General features: G+C 32.1%; 21 protein-coding genes. 15 read left to right on the top strand and 6 right to left on the bottom strand.

The genetic code is table 11. The features are described from left to right. Window positions 1-16 precede the first annotated feature (16 nt). The 6 genes from HM985_RS14545 (at window position 17) to HM985_RS14520 (ending at window position 8,000) form a co-directional block, all read left to right on the top strand. Window positions 17-2,779 (top strand): putative LPS assembly protein LptD, encoded by a 2,763-nt coding sequence (locus HM985_RS14545; RefSeq protein WP_179376947.1) that lies wholly within the window; start codon window positions 17-19, stop codon window positions 2,777-2,779. A gap of 95 nt (window positions 2,780-2,874) precedes the next feature. Further along, window positions 2,875-3,255, top strand: coding sequence for a RidA family protein (locus HM985_RS14540; RefSeq protein WP_179376946.1), 381 nt, complete (start codon window positions 2,875-2,877; stop codon window positions 3,253-3,255). Between the two features lie 110 nt (window positions 3,256-3,365). After that, window positions 3,366-4,406: a GMP reductase gene (locus HM985_RS14535; RefSeq protein ID WP_179376945.1), complete on the top strand. Its 1,041-nt coding sequence runs from the start codon at window positions 3,366-3,368 to the stop codon at window positions 4,404-4,406. Between the two features lie 38 nt (window positions 4,407-4,444). Further along, window positions 4,445-5,215 carry a TIGR02757 family protein gene (locus HM985_RS14530; RefSeq protein ID WP_179376944.1) on the top strand — a complete coding sequence of 257 codons (771 nt, stop codon included), beginning with the start codon at window positions 4,445-4,447 and terminating at the stop codon, window positions 5,213-5,215. A gap of 43 nt (window positions 5,216-5,258) precedes the next feature. Further along, window positions 5,259-6,746: a S10 family peptidase gene (locus HM985_RS14525; protein ID WP_179376943.1), complete on the top strand. Its 1,488-nt coding sequence runs from the start codon at window positions 5,259-5,261 to the stop codon at window positions 6,744-6,746. 72 nt (window positions 6,747-6,818) lie between these two features. After that, the gene (locus HM985_RS14520; protein WP_179376942.1) at window positions 6,819-8,000 is read left to right on the top strand and encodes a sensor histidine kinase; all 1,182 of its coding nucleotides are present in this window, start codon (window positions 6,819-6,821) and stop codon (window positions 7,998-8,000) included. 67 nt (window positions 8,001-8,067) lie between these two features. On the opposite strand, the gene HM985_RS14515 is transcribed toward HM985_RS14520, so the two are convergent. Then, entirely contained in the window at window positions 8,068-9,960 is a 1,893-nt protein-coding gene (locus tag HM985_RS14515) for a M61 family metallopeptidase (RefSeq protein WP_179376941.1), read from the bottom strand. A gap of 84 nt (window positions 9,961-10,044) precedes the next feature. Between HM985_RS14515 and HM985_RS14510 the strand changes: the two genes are divergently transcribed. The 5 genes from HM985_RS14510 to HM985_RS14490 all read left to right on the top strand — a co-directional run bounded on the left by HM985_RS14510 (window position 10,045) and on the right by HM985_RS14490 (window position 15,310). Next, entirely contained in the window at window positions 10,045-11,052 is a 1,008-nt protein-coding gene (locus HM985_RS14510) for a glycosyltransferase family 2 protein (RefSeq protein ID WP_179376940.1), read from the top strand. A 103-nt stretch (window positions 11,053-11,155) separates the two neighbouring features. Next, the gene (locus tag HM985_RS14505) at window positions 11,156-13,081 is read left to right on the top strand and encodes a BatA domain-containing protein (RefSeq protein ID WP_179376939.1); all 1,926 of its coding nucleotides are present in this window, start codon (window positions 11,156-11,158) and stop codon (window positions 13,079-13,081) included. After that, a complete protein-coding gene (locus tag HM985_RS14500) occupies window positions 13,078-14,331 on the top strand; it encodes a dihydroorotase (RefSeq protein ID WP_179376938.1) in 1,254 nt (417 codons plus the stop codon). Before HM985_RS14505 ends, HM985_RS14500 begins: the two co-directional genes overlap by 4 nt. Continuing rightward, entirely contained in the window at window positions 14,331-14,663 is a 333-nt protein-coding gene (locus HM985_RS14495) for a hypothetical protein (RefSeq protein ID WP_179376937.1), read from the top strand. Before HM985_RS14500 ends, HM985_RS14495 begins: the two co-directional genes overlap by 1 nt. Before the next feature lie 2 nt (window positions 14,664-14,665). Continuing rightward, on the top strand, window positions 14,666-15,310 hold the full coding sequence (locus HM985_RS14490) for an alpha/beta hydrolase (RefSeq protein ID WP_179376936.1): 645 nt from the start codon (window positions 14,666-14,668) through the stop codon (window positions 15,308-15,310). Window positions 15,311-15,358: 48 nt separating this feature from the next. Here HM985_RS14490 and HM985_RS14485 read toward each other — a convergent pair whose 3' ends face one another. Beyond that, window positions 15,359-15,865, bottom strand: coding sequence for a hydrolase (locus HM985_RS14485; RefSeq protein WP_246285026.1), 507 nt, complete (start codon window positions 15,863-15,865; stop codon window positions 15,359-15,361). A 2-nt stretch (window positions 15,866-15,867) separates the two neighbouring features. Next, complete coding sequence (locus HM985_RS14480) at window positions 15,868-16,629, bottom strand: MBL fold metallo-hydrolase (protein WP_179377030.1); 762 nt, start codon at window positions 16,627-16,629, stop codon at window positions 15,868-15,870. 209 nt (window positions 16,630-16,838) lie between these two features. Between HM985_RS14480 and HM985_RS14475 the strand changes: the two genes are divergently transcribed. Continuing rightward, window positions 16,839-18,293 (top strand): TonB-dependent receptor, encoded by a 1,455-nt coding sequence (locus tag HM985_RS14475; protein WP_179376935.1) that lies wholly within the window; start codon window positions 16,839-16,841, stop codon window positions 18,291-18,293. Between the two features lie 70 nt (window positions 18,294-18,363). Here the strand turns inward: HM985_RS14475 and bcp are convergent, their stop codons facing one another. Further along, entirely contained in the window at window positions 18,364-18,819 is a 456-nt protein-coding gene (bcp, locus tag HM985_RS14470; protein ID WP_179376934.1) for a thioredoxin-dependent thiol peroxidase, read from the bottom strand. Window positions 18,820-18,856: 37 nt separating this feature from the next. Between bcp and HM985_RS14465 the strand changes: the two genes are divergently transcribed. Together HM985_RS14465 and HM985_RS14460 are read left to right on the top strand one after the other, a co-directional pair. After that, window positions 18,857-19,513 carry an endonuclease III domain-containing protein gene (locus HM985_RS14465; RefSeq protein ID WP_179376933.1) on the top strand — a complete coding sequence of 219 codons (657 nt, stop codon included), beginning with the start codon at window positions 18,857-18,859 and terminating at the stop codon, window positions 19,511-19,513. Window positions 19,514-19,559: 46 nt separating this feature from the next. Next, entirely contained in the window at window positions 19,560-20,111 is a 552-nt protein-coding gene (locus HM985_RS14460) for a hypothetical protein (protein WP_179376932.1), read from the top strand. Between the two features lie 27 nt (window positions 20,112-20,138). Here the strand turns inward: HM985_RS14460 and HM985_RS14455 are convergent, their stop codons facing one another. Both HM985_RS14455 and HM985_RS14450 read right to left on the bottom strand, forming a co-directional pair. Further along, a complete protein-coding gene (locus tag HM985_RS14455) occupies window positions 20,139-20,282 on the bottom strand; it encodes a hypothetical protein (RefSeq protein WP_179376931.1) in 144 nt (47 codons plus the stop codon). Between the two features lie 57 nt (window positions 20,283-20,339). After that, entirely contained in the window at window positions 20,340-20,924 is a 585-nt protein-coding gene (locus tag HM985_RS14450; RefSeq protein ID WP_179376930.1) for an RNA polymerase sigma factor, read from the bottom strand. A gap of 350 nt (window positions 20,925-21,274) precedes the next feature. Between HM985_RS14450 and uvrA the strand changes: the two genes are divergently transcribed. Continuing rightward, the gene (uvrA, locus tag HM985_RS14445) at window positions 21,275-24,064 is read left to right on the top strand and encodes an excinuclease ABC subunit UvrA (protein WP_179376929.1); all 2,790 of its coding nucleotides are present in this window, start codon (window positions 21,275-21,277) and stop codon (window positions 24,062-24,064) included.

Raw genomic sequence — 24,064 nt, 5'->3', positions numbered from 1 at the left:
AAAAAATACTGTACTTTTGGCGTTCCAAAAACCGAGCCATACTTTTACAAAAATACATTTAAAAGCATTGCAGACAAAAAGCTTATACATACTTTTCACCCTTAGTTTTACAGTGTTTATTAACACGTTTAGCTTTGCTCAAGAATTACCTATTAAAGAAGGTACTATCCCTGCTAAACAGCAGAAAGACTCTACCTCAGTTTCTTTAGATTCTATAGCTAGTCTACCTGTAAAAACTATAGAGGTTGATTCTACAAAGAAAGACTCCACAAAACAAAAAGGCTTACTTGAAGGCACTGTGAAATATACAGCTAAAGATTATGTGTCTTTAAATCAAAAGAAAACGCAAATATATTTATACAATGAAGCTGAAGTATTGTATCAAGATATGAACATCAAAGCTGGTGTTATTGTTATTGATTATAGTAAAAATTTAGTCTACGCTGGCCGCATAAAGGATTCTACAGGTTATAGTCAAAGACCCGTTTTTACGCAAGGTGAAAATGTTATCGAGCCAGATTCTATTGTTTTTAATACGGAATCTAAAAAAGCATTGGTCTTTAATTCTAGAACTGAACAACAAGGATTTAAGGTTTATTCTCCTATTACAAAAAAAGAAAATGATTCGGTCTATTTTATGAAAAAAGGTCGATTTACAACTGCTGAAGACGAAGAAGATCCAGAATATCAATTTGTAACAACCAAAATGAAAATGGTTCCTAATAAAAAAGTTATTGTTGGGCCAACATATATGGAAATTTATGGTGTACCGACGCCTATAGCATTACCTTTCGCTTTCTTCCCTATGACTCAGACACAAACTTCGGGTCTTATTATACCTAGTTTTGGTGAAGATAGTAATAGAGGTTATAATTTACAGAATGGAGGTTACTATTTTTCGATTAGCGATTATTTAGATTTAGCGATTTTAGGCGATTATTATACTAATGGTAGTTATGGTATAAGGGTTGAAAACAACTATGCGCTCCGCTATAAATATAGAGGTAATTTAAGTTTAAGGTACGAGAATTTACTTAATGAAGAGCGAGGATTCCCTGATTTTAGTCAAAGCACTATTTACAATATTAGATGGTCACACAGCCAAGATACTAAAGCAAACCCTAATTCTCGATTTTCTGCTTCTGTAAACTTAGGTAGTAGTTCTTATTTTCAAGAATCTATAAATCAATTAAATCAATCGAGTTTTTTAAATAATACTTTAGCCTCTTCTGTTTCTTATTCTAAAACATTTTCAGGTGAGCCTCAAGTAAATTTAAGCCTAACAGCAACACACAGTCAAAATACAAATACAGGAGATGTTAATTTAACGCTCCCAACACTTCAAGCTTCTATGGGTAGAGTTTATCCTTTTGAACCTAAAAACGGCACTAAAAAAGGGGTTATACAAAACATTAATTTTCAGGTATCCACAAGAGGTGAATACAGCATACAGACTAACGATTCTATTTTTGGTAAAAGTGAAATGTTTGATGACGCCGAAATAGGAATGACTCACAGCATACCCGTTACAACAAATTTTAAAGTCTTCGATTATTTCAGTGTTAGTGCTAATGCTAGCCTGGAAGAAAACTGGACCTTAAAAACGATAAGTCGTTACTACGATCAAGATTTAGAAGAAACTGTAACGATAAATCAAAATGGTTTTGACCGTTTCTTAACATATAGTGCAGGTGCCAGTATAGGAACAACTATTTACGGAATGTATGACTTTGAAAACGAAAACAAAGACTCAAAAATAAAAGCGATACGGCACGTTATGCGTCCATCTATAAGCTATTCTGTAAGTCCTGCCTTTGATCAATATTATGAAACATACGAAGTTGTAGATGCAGATGGCACAACTTCTGATGAAGTTTATAGTCGCTTTGAAAATTCTTTGTCTGGTGCACCAGGAAATACGTTTAGTAGTAGTGTTGGTCTAAGCTTAAGCAATAACATTGAAGCAAAAATACGCGCTAAAGATTCTACACAAACAGAAGCCGAAAAAGTAACCCTATTAAATAGTTTGAATTTCTCTACCGCTTATAATATCGCTGCAGATTCATTAAAATGGAGTCCATTACGTATGACTGGTGGTACTCAAATTTTAAATAACAAAATGAGTATTAACTTCGGGATGACCCTTAACCCTTATGCTTTAGATAGTAATAATGCTGTTGTAAATAGCTTTAACATTAATAACGGAGGAAGCTTATTTAGATTAACCTCTGCTAATGTAAGTATGAGCTATACGCTATCTAATGATAGTTTTTCGGGAAAGGATAGTGAAGAAAAAGATGCTTCTGCTCAAGAATCTGCTCGATCAGGAGGACGAACGGATGACTTATTTGGGAGAACCGAAGACTACGCTAATAAGCGGCTCTCAGATAGTGACAAAGAGGATGATGAAAAAGAAGAAAACAATGAATTTTACAATTATAAATTACCTTGGAGTCTTAGATTAGCCTATGCCGCAAATTACTCTAATACCCAGCGGGAAAATGAAATATCTTCGCATTCACTTATGTTTTCGGGAGATATAGATATTTCTCCTAAATGGACTGTAGGAGGATCTTCTGGCTATGATTTTGCAAACCAAGGATTCTCATATACTCAATTACGTTTTGAAAGAGACTTATTGAGTTGGCGTATGAATTTTACTTGGATACCTTTTAGTGACCGAAGCTCTTGGAATTTCTTTATTGGTATTAAATCTAACTTGCTTAAAGATTTAAAATACGACAAAAGGAAACAAGCAGATCAGTCAGTCGGTAACTAAATAGAGCATTAACTTATCGCTTCTTTTACTTTTCTGTGTGAGAAGAATAGTTTAAATTCGAACTACATTTTTATAATTAACAAGCTCTCTAAAATATGAAAAAGATAATAAACACCCCAAAAGCACCTGCACCTATAGGTCCTTATAATCAAGCTATTTTATCAGGTAATACATTGTACACTTCTGGTCAGATTGCACTCCACCCAGAAACGATGGAGTTAGTAATAGATGATATTAAAACGGAAACAAAACAAGTAATGGAAAACATGAAAGCCGTTTTAGAAGCAGCAGACATGACTTTTGATGACGTTATTAAATCTTCAATTTTTATTAGCGATATGAATAACTTTTCTCAAATTAATGAAGTCTACGGAAAATATTTTGATGAAGCTACGGCACCAGCAAGAGAAACTGTTGAAGTTGCTAATTTACCCAAATTTGTTAATGTTGAAATTAGCATGATTGCAGTGAAATAATTATTTTTTCGATTAATTGTTAATAAAAACATCATAAGACTTTCTTAATTAAAAGTCACGTTCTTTCATAGAACTCGTATTTTTGAAAGTAACCAAAATAATCTTCAAAAATGCATATAGAAAACGACATAAAGTTAGGTTTTAAAGACGTGATGATTCGTCCAAAACGTTCAACCTTAAAAAGTAGGTCTCAAGTAACTTTAGAACGCAACTTTAGTTTTCTTAACAGTAAAAAAGATTGGAAAGGCATTCCTATTATGGCTGCTAATATGGATACTGTCGGAACTTTTGAAATGGCATTAGCCCTTTCAGAACAAAAACTCTTTACTGCCATACACAAACATTACACGTCCGAACAATGGAGTGAATTTTTAGATAAAGCTCCAGATACTATTATTGATCATATCGCTATAAGTACAGGAACAGGTGAAGCAGACACTAAAAAACTAAAAACGGTTTTTAAAAACCATCCTGAACTAAAATTTATTTGTATTGATGTCGCCAATGGCTATTCAGAGCATTTTGTAGAATTCTTGCAACAAACACGTAATTCATACCCAGACAAAGTTATTATTGCGGGTAATGTTGTTACAGGCGAAATGGTAGAACAGTTAATTCTTTCGGGTGCAGATATAGTAAAAGTAGGTATTGGTCCGGGCAGTGTTTGTACTACTCGTGTTAAAACAGGCGTTGGTTACCCTCAATTATCTGCAATTATAGAATGTGCAGATGCTGCTCACGGTTTAGGTGGCCAAATTATTAGTGATGGCGGATGCGCGACACCTGGAGATGTTGCTAAAGCATTTGGTGCTGGTGCCGATTTTGTAATGCTCGGTGGCATGTTTGCTGGTCATACCGAAAGCGGCGGAGAACTTATAACAAGAGATGATAAACAATATAAACAGTTTTATGGTATGAGTTCTGCTACAGCCATGGATAAATATGTTGGAGGTGTTGCAGAATATAGAGCTAGTGAAGGTAAAACGGTTGAAGTCATCTATAAAGGAGACGTGAAAAACACACTGCAAGATATTCTAGGCGGTCTTCGTAGCACTTGTACTTATGTTGGTGCTGAACGTTTAAAAGAATTAACTAAACGGACTACTTTTATTCGTGTTGCAGAACAAGAGAATCAAGTCTATAATGGTTAAGAGAAAAAAAACATTTATTATAATATAATCATCAAATATTGAAACTTAAAAAATCAGAGATTAAAGACTTTTTGGATGAAAAGGTTGAACTCTATAACCATCCTAAATTTATTGAGAGTGATCCCATTCAGATTCCTCATCAGTTTTCTAAAAAAGAAGATATAGAGATTGCTGGTTTTTTATCTGCAACGATAGCTTGGGGAAACAGAAAAAGCATCATTAAAAATGCCAATATGATGATGGAGCTACTCGACCACGCCCCTTTTCAGTTTATTGAACAACATAAAGAGTCTGATTTAGAGCGATTAGAACCTTTTGTTCACAGAACTTTTAATGGCTTTGATTTTATACAATTTATTCAAAGCTTACAACATATTTATAAAAACCATAATGGACTTGAAGCTGTTTTTAAAAGCCATGTTGAAAAAGATTCTATTCAGAAAAGCATACATCAATTTAAAAAAGTTTTTTTTGAAATTCCTCATTTAGAACGCACCCAAAAACATGTTAGTGATCCGCTTAAAAATTCAGCAGCTAAAAGAATCAATATGTATTTACGGTGGATGATAAGAGATGATAATAACGGTGTAGATTTCGGAATTTGGAAATCCATATCACCTGCTACATTAAGCTGCCCGTTAGATGTTCACTCTGGAAATGTAGCACGTAAACTTGGTTTACTAAAACGAAAACAAAATGACGGCAAAGCCTTAGCCGAACTAGACAAAGCTCTACGAAAACTAGACGCTAAAGACCCTGTGAAATATGATTTTGCTTTATTTGGGCTCGGCGTTTTTGAAGGTTTCTAAATTTAAGTTCTATTCAGTATCTATAAATCTAAATTTTCTTACAATGAAATTTCAAATTACACTTTTACTATTATTAAGTTTTGCTTTTAGTTTTTCTCAAAATTTAAAAATTCCTACAGATACTGCTTATGTAACCAATAGTTCTGTTCTTATTAAAGAAAAAACAATCAATTATACTGCTGAAACTGGATTTCAACCTGTTTGGGATGATAACGGAAAAATGATTGCATCACTCTATTACACCTATTATAAACGCACTAATGACACCAAGGATGCCAATAGACCAATTATTTATTCTTTTAATGGAGGACCAGGATCTGCTTCTGTATGGATGCATATTGCCTACACAGGACCAAAGGTTTTAAAAATTGATGATGAAGGTTACCCCGTACAACCTTACGGAGTAAAAGATAATCCTAATTCTATTTTAGACATCGCTGATATCGTTTACATAAACCCTGTAAACACAGGTTATTCTAGAAAAGTTGCAGATAAAGATGGTGAATTACCTTCAGATAAATTATTCTTTGGTATTAATGCTGATGTTAAATATCTAGCAAGTTGGATGAATACGTTTACCACGAGACAAAATAGGTGGCAATCGCCTAAATATATTATTGGAGAAAGTTACGGAGGCACTCGCGTTATGGGCTTATCATTAGAGCTACAAGACAAACAATGGATGTATTTAAATGGCGTTATTATGGTTTCACCTGCAGATTATAAAGTTATTAGAACAGGGGGCCCATTATCTTCAAGTTTAAATTTACCTTATTACACTGCAGCTGCTTGGTATCACAAAATGTTACCAGAAGAACTTCAAAGTAAAGATTTACTTGAAATCTTACCTCTAGCAGAAAACTTTGCCATCAACATTTTAATGCCTGCTATAACTAAAGGTGGTTTTATTTCTGAAACTAAAAAGAATGAAATCGCTAAGCAAATGAGTTATTATTCTGGTTTATCTGAAAAAGTAATTTTACAACAAAATTTAGATGTTCCGACTCGTTTTTTCTGGAAAGAACTATTACGAGATAAAACGGGCCAAACTATCGGTCGTTTAGATTCTAGATATATTGGCATTGATAAAGTAGAAACAGGTACAAGACCAGATTACAGCCCAGAACTTACATCTTGGTTGCATTCGTTTACTCCTGCTATAAATCATTATATTCAGAACGAATTAGGTTTTAAAACGGATGTTAAATATAATGTGTTTGGTAATGTTGGACGCTGGGACAATAGTAATGACACCACTAGAGACGACCTTCGCCAAGCCATGGCACAAAACCCCTATTTAAAAGTGCTTACACAATCTGGGTATTACGATGGTGCTACAACTTATTTCTCTGCTAAATATTCGCAATGGCAAATAGACCCTAGTGGAAAAATGAAAGACCGTTTTTTCTTTAAAGGTTACAGAAGCGGGCACATGATGTATTTAAGAAATGAAGACCTTATAAAATCTAATGACGATTTAAGATTTTTTATCGAAAATTCTCTAACTAAAGGTAAATCAGCGAAATATTAATGTATTTTTACACTTAATTATAAAATCCCTACTTAAATAAATTACGTATGTAGTACGCTAAATTAATTTTTTATGAAAAGCCCCAACTTTCCTAATAACGAAGCAGAACGATTAATTGCTGTAAAATCCTATAATATTATAGACACCTTACCTGAGCGAGACTATGATAACCTTACAGAATTAGCTGCTACAATATGCGACGTTCCCATTGCTCTTATTACTGTTTTAGATAAAGACCGTAATTATTTTAAATCGCGTTATGGTATGACCTTAACCGAAACACCACGAAATGTATCTTTTTGTGGACATGCTATTTTAGAAGATGATATTTTTATTATTGAAGATGCAAGTAAAGATGATCGTTTTTTTGATAACCCATTAATTAATGAACAAAATATATCTTTTTACGCAGGCGTACCTTTAATAAATAAATCAGGGTTTAAATTAGGAACCATCTGTGTTTATGATTTTAAACCTAGAAAACTAAATGCTTCTCAAATTAAAGCAATTAAGACACTAGGACAACAAGTTGTAAATTTATTTGAATTACAGAAGAGGAATGATAACCTTAATACCGTAAAAGCAGAACTAGAACAACGTAACGATCAGCTTAAATCATTTGCGAGTTTGGTTTCTCATGATTTAAAATCACCTTTATCTAATATCATATCATTAACTGATTTATTAAAAGAAGAAAATCAAAACAATCTATCTGAAGATTCACTTCAATATTTAGAATATATTGAAGATTCTACAACAATTCTTAAAGATTATATAGATGGCATGTTGTTGTACTACACCGCAAATGAACTTTTAAATTCTAAAAAAGAAGACATTGAGTTAAAATCAGTTATAGAAGGAATTAAACAAATACATGTTGCTAATAATGTAAAACTTCTATACGATAATGCTCTAATCTATAAAGTGAACAAGGCTGCAATAACCCAAATATTAATGAATTTGGTAGACAATGCGCTTAAATACAATAATAAACCCAACCGCATTGTTGAAATAACTTATAAACAACTAGATTCTCATCATAAATTTAGCGTTATTGACAACGGTATTGGAATCCCTGAAAATGAGCTAGAACAAATTTTTGAAATTTTTAAAACTGTAAAAAATAATTTTAGAAATACAGGTACAGGTATTGGATTAAGTACCGTTAAGAACTTAGTAGAAAAATTAGGAGGAAAAATATCTGTAGTATCAGAATTAGAAAAAGGAAGCACATTCAGCTTTACGATAGCCTAAATATACCGCATAAAAAAAGCTGATAAACAATTTGTTTATCAGCTTTTTTTTTAATTCTTATCGCTAATTAACCCTTTAGCCATGCTGCTCTTACCGCTTTTTGAGCATCAGTAGCATTTTCATCTTCAACAATACTATCTGACGAAGCGTATGCTTTAGTTAGTGTTGCTTTTATTTCAACAGGTTCACCATCTCTTTCTAAATTCATAGTAATTTCCTGCCCTTCTTGCCATGAGAACATACCGCGTATTACCTCGTTTGCATTCAGTAATGTTAATTCATCACCATTTACTTTCTTAATAATATCTCCTTCTTGAACACCTTGTTCTTTCCAAAATGAGTTATTCAAAGCCACTGAAGAAAAGAAAAGCATTCCTTTTTCTTGATCTGCATCAAAAATAATATTCTGACCACCTGCAAAAATGTAATTAGTTTCTAAAAGTGTTTCTCCTTTTGTTAAACCTACCATTGTAAAAAATTCACTGTAATTAATAGGTACATCACCTTGAACATGTGTCGTTAAAAACTCTCCAACACTTGGGTAAGTCATAGCCGTAATTTCTGATATAATTGAATCGTCATCAAATGGTTTGTTCTCACCATATTTTACAGATAATTCTTTCATTAAAGATAACATACTTCTTTGTCCATCACTTTCCTTTCGCATTAAAATATCAATACACATACCGATTAAAGCACCTTTTTGATATACATTGTAATAGTTAGACGCATATGGTTCTTCTAAAACATTTTCACTCATAATTGTAAAACTCATAGCATCATCCATACGTTTTGATGTTTGAATTTTAGATTGCATAGTATTGTAAAATGTTTGAGCATCTACTAAACCTTCATAAACTTGAAAATGTTGAGCAAAATATTCCGTTACACCTTCATACATCCATAAATGCTTAGAAAATGTAGGTTTATTATAATCAAAATAATGAACATCTTCAGAATGTACTGATAAAGGAGTTACAATATGAAAAAACTCATGCGCAACTACATCTACAATCGATGCTGCCAAACCCTCTTTGCTAGAAGATTCTGGTAAAACTACTACAGTAGATGTATGATGTTCTAATGCGCCAAAACCTTTTGGTGCTGTTTCAGACCCATCAGACAAATACAAATAAATATCATAACGAGGCGTACTATTTACATCACCTAAATAAGCCTTTTGAGCTTCCATCATTTTAAATACTGTTTCCTTCTGACTTTCGGCTGTATGAACATTATTCGGAGAATATACGCTTAACACAATTTTAATGTCTCCGACCATAAATTCTTCAACATCTAAATTACCATACATCATTGGGTTATCTGTAATATCAAAATAACGTGGTGCAAAATAACTTGTTGTTATAGACTTACCATCTTCACTAGTTGTAGTTCCTGTTTTTTCTAAAGCAGAAGTTCTAATAAAATCAGCAGGTGCAGTAACATCTAAATCATATTGACTGTTTTTTAAAGAATCGAAATACCCAATAAAGCCATGTAAGTTTAATACATAGTTGTCTTCTTCTATATTTGTTCCTGCAGGCGAAAAAGGTTCTTCACCACCTATACCTCCAGCTTGCTCAATATCAAAAGTATCATTAACGTAATATTGAATCTTATCTAATTTTGTTGCTTCAGCAATGGTCCATGTATTATCGTCTACCTTAGTAACCGCTAATTCATTTCCCTCATAATCTAGCGCCTTTAAATCATCAATATACTTTCCGAAATCACTTACGGAATATGTTCCTTGTACCACTCTTGGCAATCTGTATGTAACGATATCTGCAGTAAAGCGACCAGGATTAATAGTAACAGGTACTCTATCATTATTAATTGCTGTTAAATCTAAAGCAGTTTCAATAGGGTTACTTACTGCTAAATCGTCAATGTTTGGTTTTGCTGATCCGCAACCAACCAAAACGATACTTAGGCCAAAAATGGCAAAATAATTCTTCATGTTTAAGGTTTTGTTTTTATAATAGACGCACAAATCTACAATCTGTTACTATTAAAAACCTAAAGGTTTTGTTAAATTCGCACTATGTCGCAACCACTCGTTAGTATAGTTATTCCATTTAAGAACACCGATACATTTATTAATGAATGTATTAGCTCTATTTTAAACCAAACTTATCGTAATTGGGAGGCTATTTTTATAGATGATAATTCTAAAGATAAATCGTACAAAATAGTTGAGAACATCTCTAAAATAGACTTTAGAGTAAAATTATATAGAAATAATGGTAACGGTATAATTGATGCTTTAAGAACCGCTTACAAACACAGTTCTGGAAGTTATATAACAAGAATGGACAGTGATGACCTAATGACATCTACCAGGCTTGAAACAATGGTAATAAGCCTAGAAAATACAGGCAAAAAGCATATTGCTATTGGACAAGTAAAATATTTTAGAGCAGATGGCCTTAGCGATGGTTTTGCTCGTTATGAAAAATGGTTAAACAAATTAACTCTTGAAGGAAACAACTATACTGAAATATACAAAGAATGTGTAATACCTTCACCATGTTGGATGCTTCATCGCGAAGATTTTGATGCTTGTGGCGGTTTTAATTCTGAAACCTATCCTGAAGATTATGATTTAGTCTTTAGATTTTACAAAGCCAAATATAAATGTATTCCTTGCGATAAAGTACTACTGCACTGGCGAGATTACAGCACAAGAACCTCTAGAACACATGAGCATTATGCCGAAAATTCATTTCTAGATCTTAAAGTAGATTATTTCTTAGAGCTAAACTATAATGAGGCACGACCTTTAGCTATTTGGGGAGCAGGAACAAAAGGTAAAAATTTAGCCAAAATACTTTTAAAACAGAACATCCCATTTTATTGGATCTGCGATAACCCAAAGAAAATAGGCAAGCACATCTATGATCAAAAGCTTTTTAATTTTGATTATTTATCACAATTAACCAATCCGCAAAGTATTGTTACTGTAGCTAACACCCAAGCACAACAAGAAATTACAAGTTATTTTAAAACACAGAAAATGATATCTATGGTTGATTATTTCTTTTTCTGTTAAATTTCTCAAAACCGAAACGAGCTAATAACTAATGATTCTATATATTTGAAATATTAAGACCAAACTCAATATACAAAACCAAAAGGTCTTTAAATACTAAAGAATGCAGTTCAAAAATCCCGAATTACTCTACGCCTTATTTTTGCTGATTATCCCTATTCTTATACATTTATTTCAATTACGCCGATTTCAAAAAGTTGAATTTACAAATGTTAAGTTTTTAAAATCTGTAAAACTTCAGACGCGTAAAAGTTCGCAATTAAAAAAGTGGATTACTCTATTAACACGGATGTTACTTTTAGCATGTGCCATAATTGCATTTGCACAGCCCTTTATACCTAACACCAAAGATTTTAATGAGAAGCAAGAAACCGTTATCTATTTAGATAATTCTTTTAGTATGCAAGCTAAAGGTCGCAACGGAACTTTATTTAATGAAGCCATACAAGACATTATAAACACACTTCCTGAGGATGAAACAATCAGTTTATTTACCAATGATAATACATTTAGAAACACAACTGTAAAAACCTTAAAAAACGATTTAATACAATTAGAATACGCACCAACCCAACTTAATTATAGCGCAGCATACTTAAAAGGGAAACAATTATTTTCTAAAAAAAGTGGTGCAACTCGCAATTTAATCTTGGTATCTGATTTTCAACAAAAAGATGAAACTCTAAGTTTTGAAGCAGATTCTACTATTCAACTTAAATTAGTTCAACCAAAATCTACATTGATTTCTAATGTAAGTATAGACAGCATTTTCACGACTAACGCAACAGCAGAAACCCTAGATCTTAATGTTAAATTATCTAACCAAGGAGATCCTTTAGAAAATATTTCTATTGCTTTTTTTGACAACGAAATATTAAGTTCTAAAAGTGCCACAGCTATCGATAAAGCTGCAGAAGTGACATTTACTATTCCTTATAATAAAGAGGTTAATGGAAAGCTACTTATTGAAGACTCTAGCTTGCAATTTGATAATGTTTTTTACTTCAATATTAATTCTAAACCCAAGATAAAAGTTTTAACTATCAATGAGGAAACTGATGATTCTTTTTTAAAACGCATTTATACTTCAGACGAATTTGACTTTAAAAGCTACAACTTAAGTAACCTTAATTTTAATCTTATTCCAGAACAAAATCTTATAATCCTTAATGAACTTAATGTAATATCTAATGCATTGAAGACAGCCTTAAAAACATTTCAAAATGACGGTGGAAAACTTTTAGTTATACCTAAAAAAGAAATTGAATTAAATTCTTATAACCAGCTGTTTAAAGAATTAAATATAAACTATTACTCTAATATAAATAAGAACCTAAAGCGTATTACAAGTATCAACTATAACCATCCCCTTTTAGCCAATACATTCTATGCTAAAGTAACAAATTTTCAATATCCTAAGGTAGAAAGTTCTTATGTTTTCAATTCTAATTCTAATAGCGTTTTATCTTACGAAGATGGCTCGCCGTTCTTAGTTGGAAATAAAAATAGCTATGTTTTTTCTTCGTCTTTAAATTCTGAAAACTCTAACTTTAAGAACTCACAATTAATAATTCCTGTGTTATATAATTTAGGATTACAGAGTCTAAAACTATCAAAATTATATTACAATATCGGAGCGTCAAATTCAATTGCAATACAAACTTCAATTGGGCAAGATGATATTTTAACTTTAGATGATAACAATAATTCTGTTATTCCGCTTCAAAAAACATACAGTAAATCCGTTGTTTTAGAGACCCAAGAATTCCCTAAAACAGCTGGTATTTTAAATGTAAAAAACAAAAATGAAGTCCTACAAAATTTAAGTTTTAATTACAATCGGGCTGAAAGTAACCTTAACTATTATAACTTAAATACTTTAAAAAATACTAATGTAACATCTCGCTTAGAAACAACCATTAATAACATAAAAAGTAATACAAATGTTAATGCGCTATGGAAATGGTTTGTTATTTTTGCATTAACATTTTTAATAATAGAAATGTTACTTCTAAAATATCTTAAATGAACGCACTCATAAAATCTGCAACCGTAGTTGATTCTAAAAGTGATTTTCACAATGAAAAGGTTGATATTTTAATTGAAAAAGGTCTGATATCTAAAATAGCGAAAGACCTTGACAATCCTAAAAATTACCAAGAAATAAAGTTACGCAACTTACATGTCTCTCAAGGCTGGTTTGATAGTAGTGTCTCTTTTGGTGAACCTGGTTACGAAGATCGAGAAACCATAGCAAATGGTTTAAAAACAGCAGCAAATTCTGGTTTTACATCAGTAGCCCTTAATGCTAATTCTCAGCCCGTAATAGACAATTATGCACATATAACTTTTGTTAAGTCTAAAGCAAATGATAATGCTGTTAAACTATACCCTATTGGCGCTTTAACCCAAATGAGTAAAGGAGAAGATTTAGCAGAATTGTATGATATGACTAATGCTGGAGCTATTGCCTTTTACGATTATCAGCAACCAATTTCCAATCCTAATCTTATGAAAATTGCGTTACAATACGCAAGCAATTTTGATGGTTTGGTTTGTTCTTTTCCTCAGGAATCAAAAATTTCTGGACTCGGAGTCGTTAACGAACATATTAATAGTACCAAATTAGGCTTAAAAGGAAATCCGGCTTTAGCAGAAGAGTTACAAGTGGCTAGAGATCTATTTTTATTGGAATATACCGAAGGTAAACTTCATATCCCAACTATTTCGACTGCAAAATCCGTTGAATTAATTAGAGCTGCAAAAGCTAAAAAACTCAATGTTACGTGTAGTGTTGCCATTCATAATTTAATCTTTACCGATGACGTTTTAGAGGACTTTGACACCAATTACAAAGTGCTTCCTCCATTAAGAACCCAACCCGATTGTGATGCTTTAATTGAAGGGCTAAAAGATGGCACTATTGATATGGTGACTACAGATCATAATCCTATTGACATTGAGCATAAGAAGATTGAATTCGATTTTGCTAAATATGGCACTATCGGTTTAGAATCTGCCTTTGGTGCGTTACAAAATATTTTTACTACTAAAAAAACGATTAGCATTTTAACACAGGGGAAATCTAGATTCGGTATCTCTGAATCTTCAATTAACGAAGGTGAACACGCAGATCTAACACTTTTTAATCCTGATACTAATTACGAATTTAATAATACTCACATTTCATCTAGATCTAAGAATAGCATGTTTTTAGGAACAAAATTAAAGGGTGAAACTTATGGTATTATCGCAAATAATAAAATTGTTTTAAAATAATGGATAAAACTACTATTGAAAAAGGAAAAACTTTGAGCTTTGTAGCTTATTTAACATTGTTTGGCACTTTAATTGCGTTTCTTATGAACCAGGAAAAACGTAATGAATTTACATTATTTCATATAAGACAAGGCTTAGGCTTGGGTTTAATTTATGTACTAATCGCTTTTGTTGTTAGTAGCTTAGATAGCTTAATGATAAGTATGTCTTTTTGGATCTTTTTCTCTATTTTATATATTTATGGAATTATTGGAGCTATTACAGGAAAATGTAATAAAATTCCATTACTTGGTGATATTTTTCAAAATGCATTTAAAACAATTGGCCAATAGCTATGTCTAAATTACACTACATTACAAGACCTTCAACTTTAAAAGAAAATGCACCATTATTAATAATGTGCCACGGTTACGGCAGTGATGAAAATGATTTATTCTCATTTGCTTCAGAATTACCTGAGGAATTATTCATCATTTCAGTTAGAGCGCCGCACCCAATGCAACCTTATGGAAATGCATGGTATGCAATTAATTTTGACGCTGAGAAGGGAAAATGGAACGATGTTGTACAAGCTAAAGAATCTATTGGTTTAATTTCAGATTTTATAGATTATGCTTGTAACACTTACCCTGTTAACTCAAAAAACGTAACGCTATTAGGCTTTAGCCAAGGATCAATTTTAAGCTACGCTGTATCGCTTACATTTCCTAAAAAGGTAAAAAACGTAATTGCTTTAAGTGGTTACGTTAGTGAAGATATGCTACCTAAAAACATTAATAAAGATGATGTTTCACATTTAAACTTCTTTTGCTCTCATGGCTCAGTAGATCAAGTAATCCCTGTAGAATGGGCACAGAAAGCACCTGTATTTTTAGACACTTTAGGTATTAAGAATACATATTCTGAATACCCTGTAGGTCATGGTGTTGCTCCTCAAAATTTTCATGACTTAAAAGCATGGTTACAAAAGCATATTTAAAACAGAAATCATAACTACCTATGATTTCTGTTTCAAAACTTAATTCAATTAATTAATAGTTGGGTATAATAAATATTCTACTAATTTATATTTTAAGTCGTTATTTTCGTCTATTGAATAAGTAACAAAAATTTCACCCCAATATTTACCATCAGTAAAGTTGGCAATTATCCATTTATGATTTAAAATTCTAACCTTATTGATCAATAATTTAGAATCTGTCATAGAGACGTAAGGTACTATTGGATGGTCTTCTCCTTCGTAATTATTCATACTATAAAGACCGTCAAGAATTGCTGGTACTAATTCATCTGTATTATAACCTTGAGCTTCAAAATAAGCTAAAGCATCTTCATTTCTATCAATGTTGAAATAATTCAATTCAAAATTCTTGTCTTCTAATAGGCTTATTTTTTTTTCTTTATCGGCAACTTTAGCTTTTACCTTTACAATATCTTCTTCATACTTATCAAGTATATTTTTAGAATTTACATATTGAAATATTAATAACAATACTGAAAAAATAAATAAGTACATTAAAATTTTGCTCTTCATGTCTAAATGGTAATTTGTAAGTTATCGTATGCTAAAAAAACGTTTTCTGGTAAATTTTGCTCTACGTCATCATGAAATCCTAAATAAGGACTAATATGTGTAAGATAAGCACGTTTAGGTTTTACGGTTTTAATAAATTCTAATGCCTCTTCTAAATTAAAATGCGACACATGTGGTTCTATACGCAGCGCATTAATCACTAAAACTTCTAAATCATAAAGTTTCTCAACCTCTTGTTCTGCAATCGTTTTCATATCTGTTAGATACGCAAATTTATCAAAGCGATAGCCAAAAACCTGAAGTTTGTGATGTAAGCCATCAATAGGAATAACATTAAGGTCACCTACTAAAAAAGCTTCATTCTTAACTACATTTTTTATAACATTTGGTGCCCCTGGATATTTATTTTCAGTTGTAAAGATGTAATCAAAACGTTGCTCTAATGCTTTAAAAACACGTTGATGTGCAAATAATGGAATATCACCTTGCCTAAAGAAAAAAGGACGAATATCATCTAACCCCATGGTATGATCTGCATGCTCATGGGTAAAAAGAATACCATCAATTTTAGAGACCTTAGAAGTAAGCATTTGTTGTCTAAAATCTGGACCACAATCTACTACAAACGTATAATTATTCCATTCTACTAAAACAGAAACGCGTAAACGTTTGTCTTTAGAGTTTTCACTTAAACATACAGGATGATCACTTCCTATTACAGGAATTCCTTGAGAGGTGCCAGTGCCTAAAAACGTAATTTTCAAAGGTTTTAAATTTATCATAACCTTTTTAGAATTAAAAAAACCGCAATAAAAATGTTATTTTTTTCTTATTATCTCAAGATAAAATAAAAAAAACACCCTTTTTTTATCATATAATTTTAAGTCGAAAATGGTAAGACAAAAATAAGCTTATTTTTTTATTTGCAACAGTAAAACCCTACCTTTGCTTAAAGGACAGAAACCCAAACTCTATGAAGGAAATAACGTATACAGGCGACACTGATTTCGAGAATATTCCATCTCTTAAAGATAAAGCATTGCGTATCAATCTTAATGCTGATATTTATGGAACATTTTCTGAAATAGGTGCCGGACAAGAAACTGTTCGTCATTTTTTTAGAGCTGGTGGTGCTTCTGGAACTATTGCTAAGGCAATGTCTGCATACGATAAGGATTTTAGTGATGCAATTTACGGTATTGAAGAAGATCGTCGTTATGTCACTGAAGCCAGACTACGTAAAATGCTAAACCATGAGGTAAACTTAATGGAAGAACGTATTACTAGGGAAAGACATCCTAACAAAATATTTTTCTCTTACGCTAACACGGTTGCAACTATAGATTTTGCAAAGCAATACAAAGGTCATGGTTGGGTTGGTATAAAATATCAAGTTGGGTCGGCTCAAGAATACAACGAAATTGTACTTCATATTAGGTTTAAAGAAACCGATGCACGTTTGCAACAAGAAACACTTGGTAAATTAGGTACAAACCTTATTTACGGTGCTTTTTACAAATACAATCAACCACGTAAATTATTACGTTATTTATACGATCATTTAGATAAAGATCAATTAGAAATTGACACTATTAATTTCTCTGGTCCTGTTTTTGAAGATGTAGATAACCGCTTAATGAGTTTGCAACTTGTAAAAAATGGAATGACAGATGCAGTTATGTTTGCTCCTGATGGAAATAATGTTTTACCTGCACGTGTTCTATATAAGAAAAACATTTTAGCACTTAGAGGAAGCTTTAGGCCTGTTACAAAAGTAAATATGGACATGCTTGAGAAGTCTCTTGAAATGTTTGTTAAAGAGAATAAAGTAGAAAAAGAAAGAACGCAAGTTATCTTTGAAATTACATTATCTAACTTAAGAGCTGAAGGGAAAATTGATGAGCAAGATTTTATGGATCGTGCTAAACTGCTATGCTCATTAGGGCAAACGGTATTAATATCTAACTTTCAAGAATATTATAAATTAGTTGAATATTTCTCTCAATATACTAAGAACAGAATGGGCTTAGCAATGGGTGTTAACAACCTTGTCGATATTTTTGATGAGAAGTATTATCGTCACTTAAGCGGTGGAATATTAGAGGCTTTTGGAAAATTATTTTACAAAGATCTTCGTGTTTATTTATATCCTATGGAAAATGAAGATGGAAGCTTAACTACTAGCGAAAACGTTAAAGTACATCCACGTATGAAGGAATTATTCAAATTCTTTAAATACAACGGTAAAGTCGTTGATATTTCTGATGTAGATGCCTCAAGCCTATCTGTGTTTTCTAGAAAAGTCCTTAAAATGATTGTTAATAACGAAGATGGTTGGGAAGCAATGCTACCTGAAGGTGTTGATAATTTAATAAAAGAAGAAAGCTTATTTGGATGGGAATCTGAAGAAGTCATGCATAGACGCTAAAATTATATCATATATAAAAAAAGCGATTATTGAAGCTTCAATAATCGCTTTTTTTTGTGATTAACAAACACTATTCCGTTAATATCTGATCTGTATGCGCTTTGGTTTTCACTTTAGCTATAATATCTGTTATTACACCACCTTGGTCAATAATAAAAGTGGTTCTATGAATACCATCATATTCTTTTCCCATAAACTTCTTAGGCCCCCAAACACCAAAGGCTTCAATAACAGCTTTATCTTCGTCTGCTAATAAAGGATATTGAAAATCGTATTTATTCTTAAAGTTAGATTGTCTTTTTGCAGTATCTGCACTAACACCTAAAATCTCATAACCTTGCGCTTTAAAACGTTCATAATTGTCATTTAAATTACAAGCTTCTGCTGTACAACCTGGAGTACTTGCTTTAGGGTAAAAGAAAACCACTAATTTTTTTCCTTTATAATCCGAGAGTGAGATTGTATTTCCTTGTTCATCTAATGCTGAAAAATCTGGAGCCTTATCTCCTACTTTTAAATGCGTCATAATGCTTAAATTTGTCTTTCTGTAAAAATACGATGAAATGACTAAACAAGAAAAGGTAGACTTTGTTATAAATACGTTAAAGGAACTTTATCCTGAAATTCCGATTCCATTAGACCATAAAGACCCTTACACTTTATTGATCGCTGTATTGATGTCTGCGCAGAGTACAGATGTGCGTGTTAATCAAATTACTCCCTTATTATTTGAACGGGCAGATAACCCTTATGACATGATTAAGCTGAGTGTTGAAGAAATTAGAGAAATAATAAAACCTGTAGGGTTATCACCAATGAAAAGCAAAGGCATATATGGCTTATCGCATATTTTAATTGATAAACATCACGGTGAAGTACCAAAAACCTATGAAGCTTTAGAAGAATTACCTGCGGTAGGTCACAAAACAGCTGCTGTAGTCTTATCTCAAGCCTTTGGCATTCCTGCATTTCCTGTAGATACTCATATTCATCGTTTAATGTACCGTTGGAATTTAACTAATGGTAAAAATGTAGTACAAACCGAAAAAGACGCAAAGCGTATGTTTCCTGAAGCCCTTTGGAATGATCTACACCTTCAAATGATTTGGTATGGTAGAGAATATTCACCCGCTCGTGGTTGGGATATGGAAAAAGATATCATAACAAAAACCATAGGTCGTAAAACGGTTTTAGACGATTATTATAAAAAGAAGAAATAGAGCAACTTGGAACAATTTTTGAAGCTCTTATAAAAACCATCAATCCATGAAAAAACTATTAGCCATTGTCATCGTATTCACGTTTGCATCATGTATCCCTGTTAAAATTGCGCCGCGTTTTAAAAATCAAGATTACAAAATAATGCTGGCAAAGAAGTTTCAGAAAGATATGTCAAGAGAAACCTCCTTCATCTTTAAAGACTCAAAAGAAGCAGATGAGTTCTACAATTATATCAATAAAAAATATCAATTAAATCATATTGATGTTGGCTATAATGTTCCCTTTCAACTTGAAAAACAAACGTTATATTTATCATATCATGAAGCAGAGCGTACTGATGAGAAAGTAAATCTACCACTCGTTTTAGTAGATGCTAAGAGAGAAAGCAATGGTAATTCCCGATTGTTTGAAGGCAATTACGGAACACGAACTGGGCATTGGTATATTATTTTAACCGTCTTTGATGAAAACATTAACAATTGTTTGAGAGACAAGCATCCATTAAAAAACAAAACGATTGAATACCTAAAAGAGTTAAAGCAAGAATACTTAACAACTCAGAATTATGAGGAGTTACTATTAACTAAAAAATCCTGATGCTTTCACATCAGGATTTTTTTAGAATTAATTTAAAAGTGCTTCAAACTCCAAATTATTATAATCTATAAGATTTAAGGCTTTTGAATAATTCAAAATAAAACGAATTGTTTCATCCTTAGGTTGTAGATTATTATGCTTTGAAGAAGCATGAGCGTAAATTTTTGCCATTTTCACTATTTATGAGTTCTTATGTATCAAAAACGTACTATTATTTACTTTATTGCATTAATTTGTTAAAATAATATTATTCTGATCAATTACTTTTCGCATATTAATTAATGCGTAACGCATTCTTCCTAAAGCTGTATTTATACTAACTCCTGTACGTTCTGATATTTCTTTAAAACTCATATCCTGATACATACGCATAACGAGAACTTGTTTTTGGTCTTCTGGTAATTCTTCAATGATACGTCTTACATCGGATTCTACTTGATCTTTAATTATCATTTTTTCAGCATTTAAGCTAGAATCACTTAAAACTGAAAAAATACTAAACTCACCAGCATTATCAAATTTAGGCATACGGCTATTTTTTCTAAAATGGTCAATTACCAAATTATGAGCTATACGCATCACCCAAGGTAAAAACTTACCTTCTTCGTTATATTTTCCGCGTTTTAAATTTTTTATAACTTTAATAAAAGTATCCTGAAAAACATCTTCAGTGATATCTCTATCGTAAACTTTAGAATAAATAAAACTGTAGATTTTTTGTTTATGCCTAACTATTAAAATTGAAAGCGCATTCTCATCACCATTAATGTAGTTAGTCACCAAAGCTGCGTCTTGGATAAGTTCTTTTTTCATAATAATTACTTTAGTCCCCGAGCAGTTGCCTACTTAGGTTGGGGTTTTTAGCTGATTTCTTTAAAGTAATATTATGCTATAAGCAGATGGTTTTTTAAATGTATAGATTCAAATATAACAACAATCATTCCGAATAAACAAAAAATAATACGAAAATTTAACTATTTATCGTATAATAAACTTCTATTATAGGTGAAATTAAGGTAGAATTCTAATAAAAGAGCCTTTCCTCATTGAGTTTATCGTGTTGAAACAAATTATAGTTTGTTTAACTATCAAATTACAATTCATATTTCTAAGTTTATTTTGTATTGTAGTATCTTTGCAAACTTAGATATCTAAAAAAACCTATGAACACTACCAACCTAGACGTTAATCCAAAAGAAAACATCATTATTAAAGGTGCTAAACTTCATAATTTAAAAAATATTGATGTTGTTATTCCTAGAAATAAATTGGTCGTTATTACAGGTTTATCGGGTTCTGGTAAATCTAGTTTAGCTTTCGATACACTTTATGCCGAAGGACAAAGGCGTTACGTAGAAAGTTTGAGTAGTTATGCGCGTCAGTTTTTAGGCCGACTGAACAAACCTAAAGTAGATTATATTAAAGGAATTGCTCCTGCTATTGCTATTGAACAAAAGGTAAATTCTACAAATCCACGATCTACAGTGGGTACAACCACTGAAATTTATGATTATCTAAAATTACTTTTTGCCAGAATTGGTAAGACCTACTCACCTATCTCTGGTAATGAAGTTAAAAAACATACAGTTTCTGATGTTATTAATTACATCTCTAACTTTGAAGAACGTTCTAAACTATTACTCTTAGCGCCTATTATTTTAGAAGAAGGCAGAACGTTAGAAAACAAACTTCAAACCTTACAACAACAAGGATATGCGCGTATTAAGGTTAAAGGTGAGGTTGTTAGAATTGACGATGCTTTAAAGCAAGAAATAACTACTGATGATGATTTATTTTTAGTTGTAGATAGAATTGTTTTTAAAAATGATGAAGATTTTCTTAACCGTTTAGCCGATGCTGTTGGTACTGCTTTTTATGAAGGCATTGGGACTTGTATCATAGAATCTTTAGCAGACAATAAACAAATGCTTTTCAATAATAAGTTTGAAATGGATGGCATGTCCTTTTTAGAACCAAATGCGCATTTATTCAGCTTCAATAATCCTTATGGCGCTTGTCCTAAATGTGAAGGCTATGGGGACGTTATTGGTATTGATGACGATTTAGTGATTCCCAACACAGCTTTATCTGTTTTTGAAAATGCTATTTTTCCATGGCGAGGAGATAGTATGGGTTGGTACAGAGATCAATTAGTTAATAACTCACACCAATTTGATTTCCCCATTCATAAGCCTTATTTTAAATTAAGTGATGCTGATAAAGCGTTAATTTGGAAAGGAAATCAATATTTTGAAGGCTTAAATGATTTCTTTGCTGAACTAGAATCTAAAGCTTATAAAATTCAGAATCGCGTTATGTTATCGCGCTACCGAGGTAAAACAAAATGTAGTGTTTGTGAAGGTAAACGCTTGCGTAAAGAAGCCAATTATGTAAAAATTGAAGATGCTACAATTACAGACCTAGTGGATTTACCAATAGATGAATTAGCCGTATTCTTTAAAGGTTTAAAACTTAATGAATACGATACACAAATAGCCAAACGTCTACTTATAGAAATAAATACACGATTAGAATTCCTGTCTAATGTTGGTCTAAATTACCTTACCTTAAACAGAAAATCGAACACTCTATCCGGTGGAGAAAGCCAACGTATTAACCTAGCAACTTCTTTAGGTAGTAGTTTGGTGGGATCTATGTATATTTTAGATGAACCCAGTATTGGTTTACACCCTAAAGACACAGAACGCTTAATTGAGGTTTTAAAATCGTTAAGAGATTTAGGAAATACAGTGATCGTTGTTGAGCATGACGAAGATATTATGAAAGCGGCTGATGCTATTATTGATATAGGACCGGAAGCCGGAACCTTAGGAGGTGAAGTTGTTGCTGTTGGTAATTTTAAAGAGATTTTAGCTGCAGATAGTTTAACCGCTAAATATCTTAATGGTGATTTAGAAATTGAAGTGCCTAAAAAACGAAGAACTTCTAAATACAAAATTGAAATTGTTGGTGCCCGCGAAAACAACCTTCAAAATATTGATGTCACCTTTCCTTTAGATATGCTTACAGTTATCACCGGAGTTTCTGGAAGTGGAAAAAGTACTTTAGTCAAAAAGATTCTTTTCCCTGCGATACAGAAAAAATTGACAGGTTTTAGTGATAAAGCCGGTCAATTCTCTGAAATGAAAGGAAACATGAGCAATGTACAGCATGTAGAATTTGTAGATCAAAATCCTATTGGTCGCTCGTCGAGATCTAATCCTGTGACTTATATTAAGGCTTATGATGATATTCGTTCTTTATTTGCATCTCAAAAACTAAGTAATATTAGAAATTTTGCCGCTAAACATTTTAGTTTTAATGTTGATGCCGGACGTTGTGAAACCTGTAAAGGTGAAGGTGAAGTTACTATTGAAATGCAGTTTATGGCAGATGTGCATTTAACTTGCGATACTTGTGGCGGTAAACGTTTTAAAAAGGAAGTTTTAGAGGTTAAGTTTGAAGGAAAATCTATCGATGATGTCTTAAATCTTACCATTGATGATGCTATTGCATTTTTCGAAATTCATAACCAAACAAAAATAAAAAACAAGCTTCAACCTTTACAAGATGTTGGTTTAGGCTACGTTACTTTAGGGCAGTCCTCTTCTACCCTTTCTGGTGGTGAAGCACAACGTATTAAGTTAGCAACCTTCTTAGGAAAAGGAAGCAAGAGCGATAATGCGCTTTTCATTTTTGATGAACCAACTACAGGACTTCATTTTCATGATATTAAAAAATTATTAAAATCTTTTCAAGCTTTAATAGCAAAAGGGCATTCAATTATTGTGATCGAGCATAATATAGATTTAATAAAATGTGCCGATTATATTATTGATCTTGGTCCTGAAGGAGGAAAAAATGGAGGGAAATTAGTTTCTGCCGGAACACCCGAAGAGATTGCAAAAGATAAGAATTCCGTAACCGGAAAATATCTAGAAGAGAAACTATAA

The sequence above is a fragment of the Winogradskyella wichelsiae genome, from assembly GCF_013403925.1.
GTDB lineage: Bacteria > Bacteroidota > Bacteroidia > Flavobacteriales > Flavobacteriaceae > Winogradskyella > Winogradskyella wichelsiae.
The sequence above is the reverse complement of the archived record's forward strand: the minus strand, read 5'-3'. Positions and strand labels throughout refer to the sequence as shown.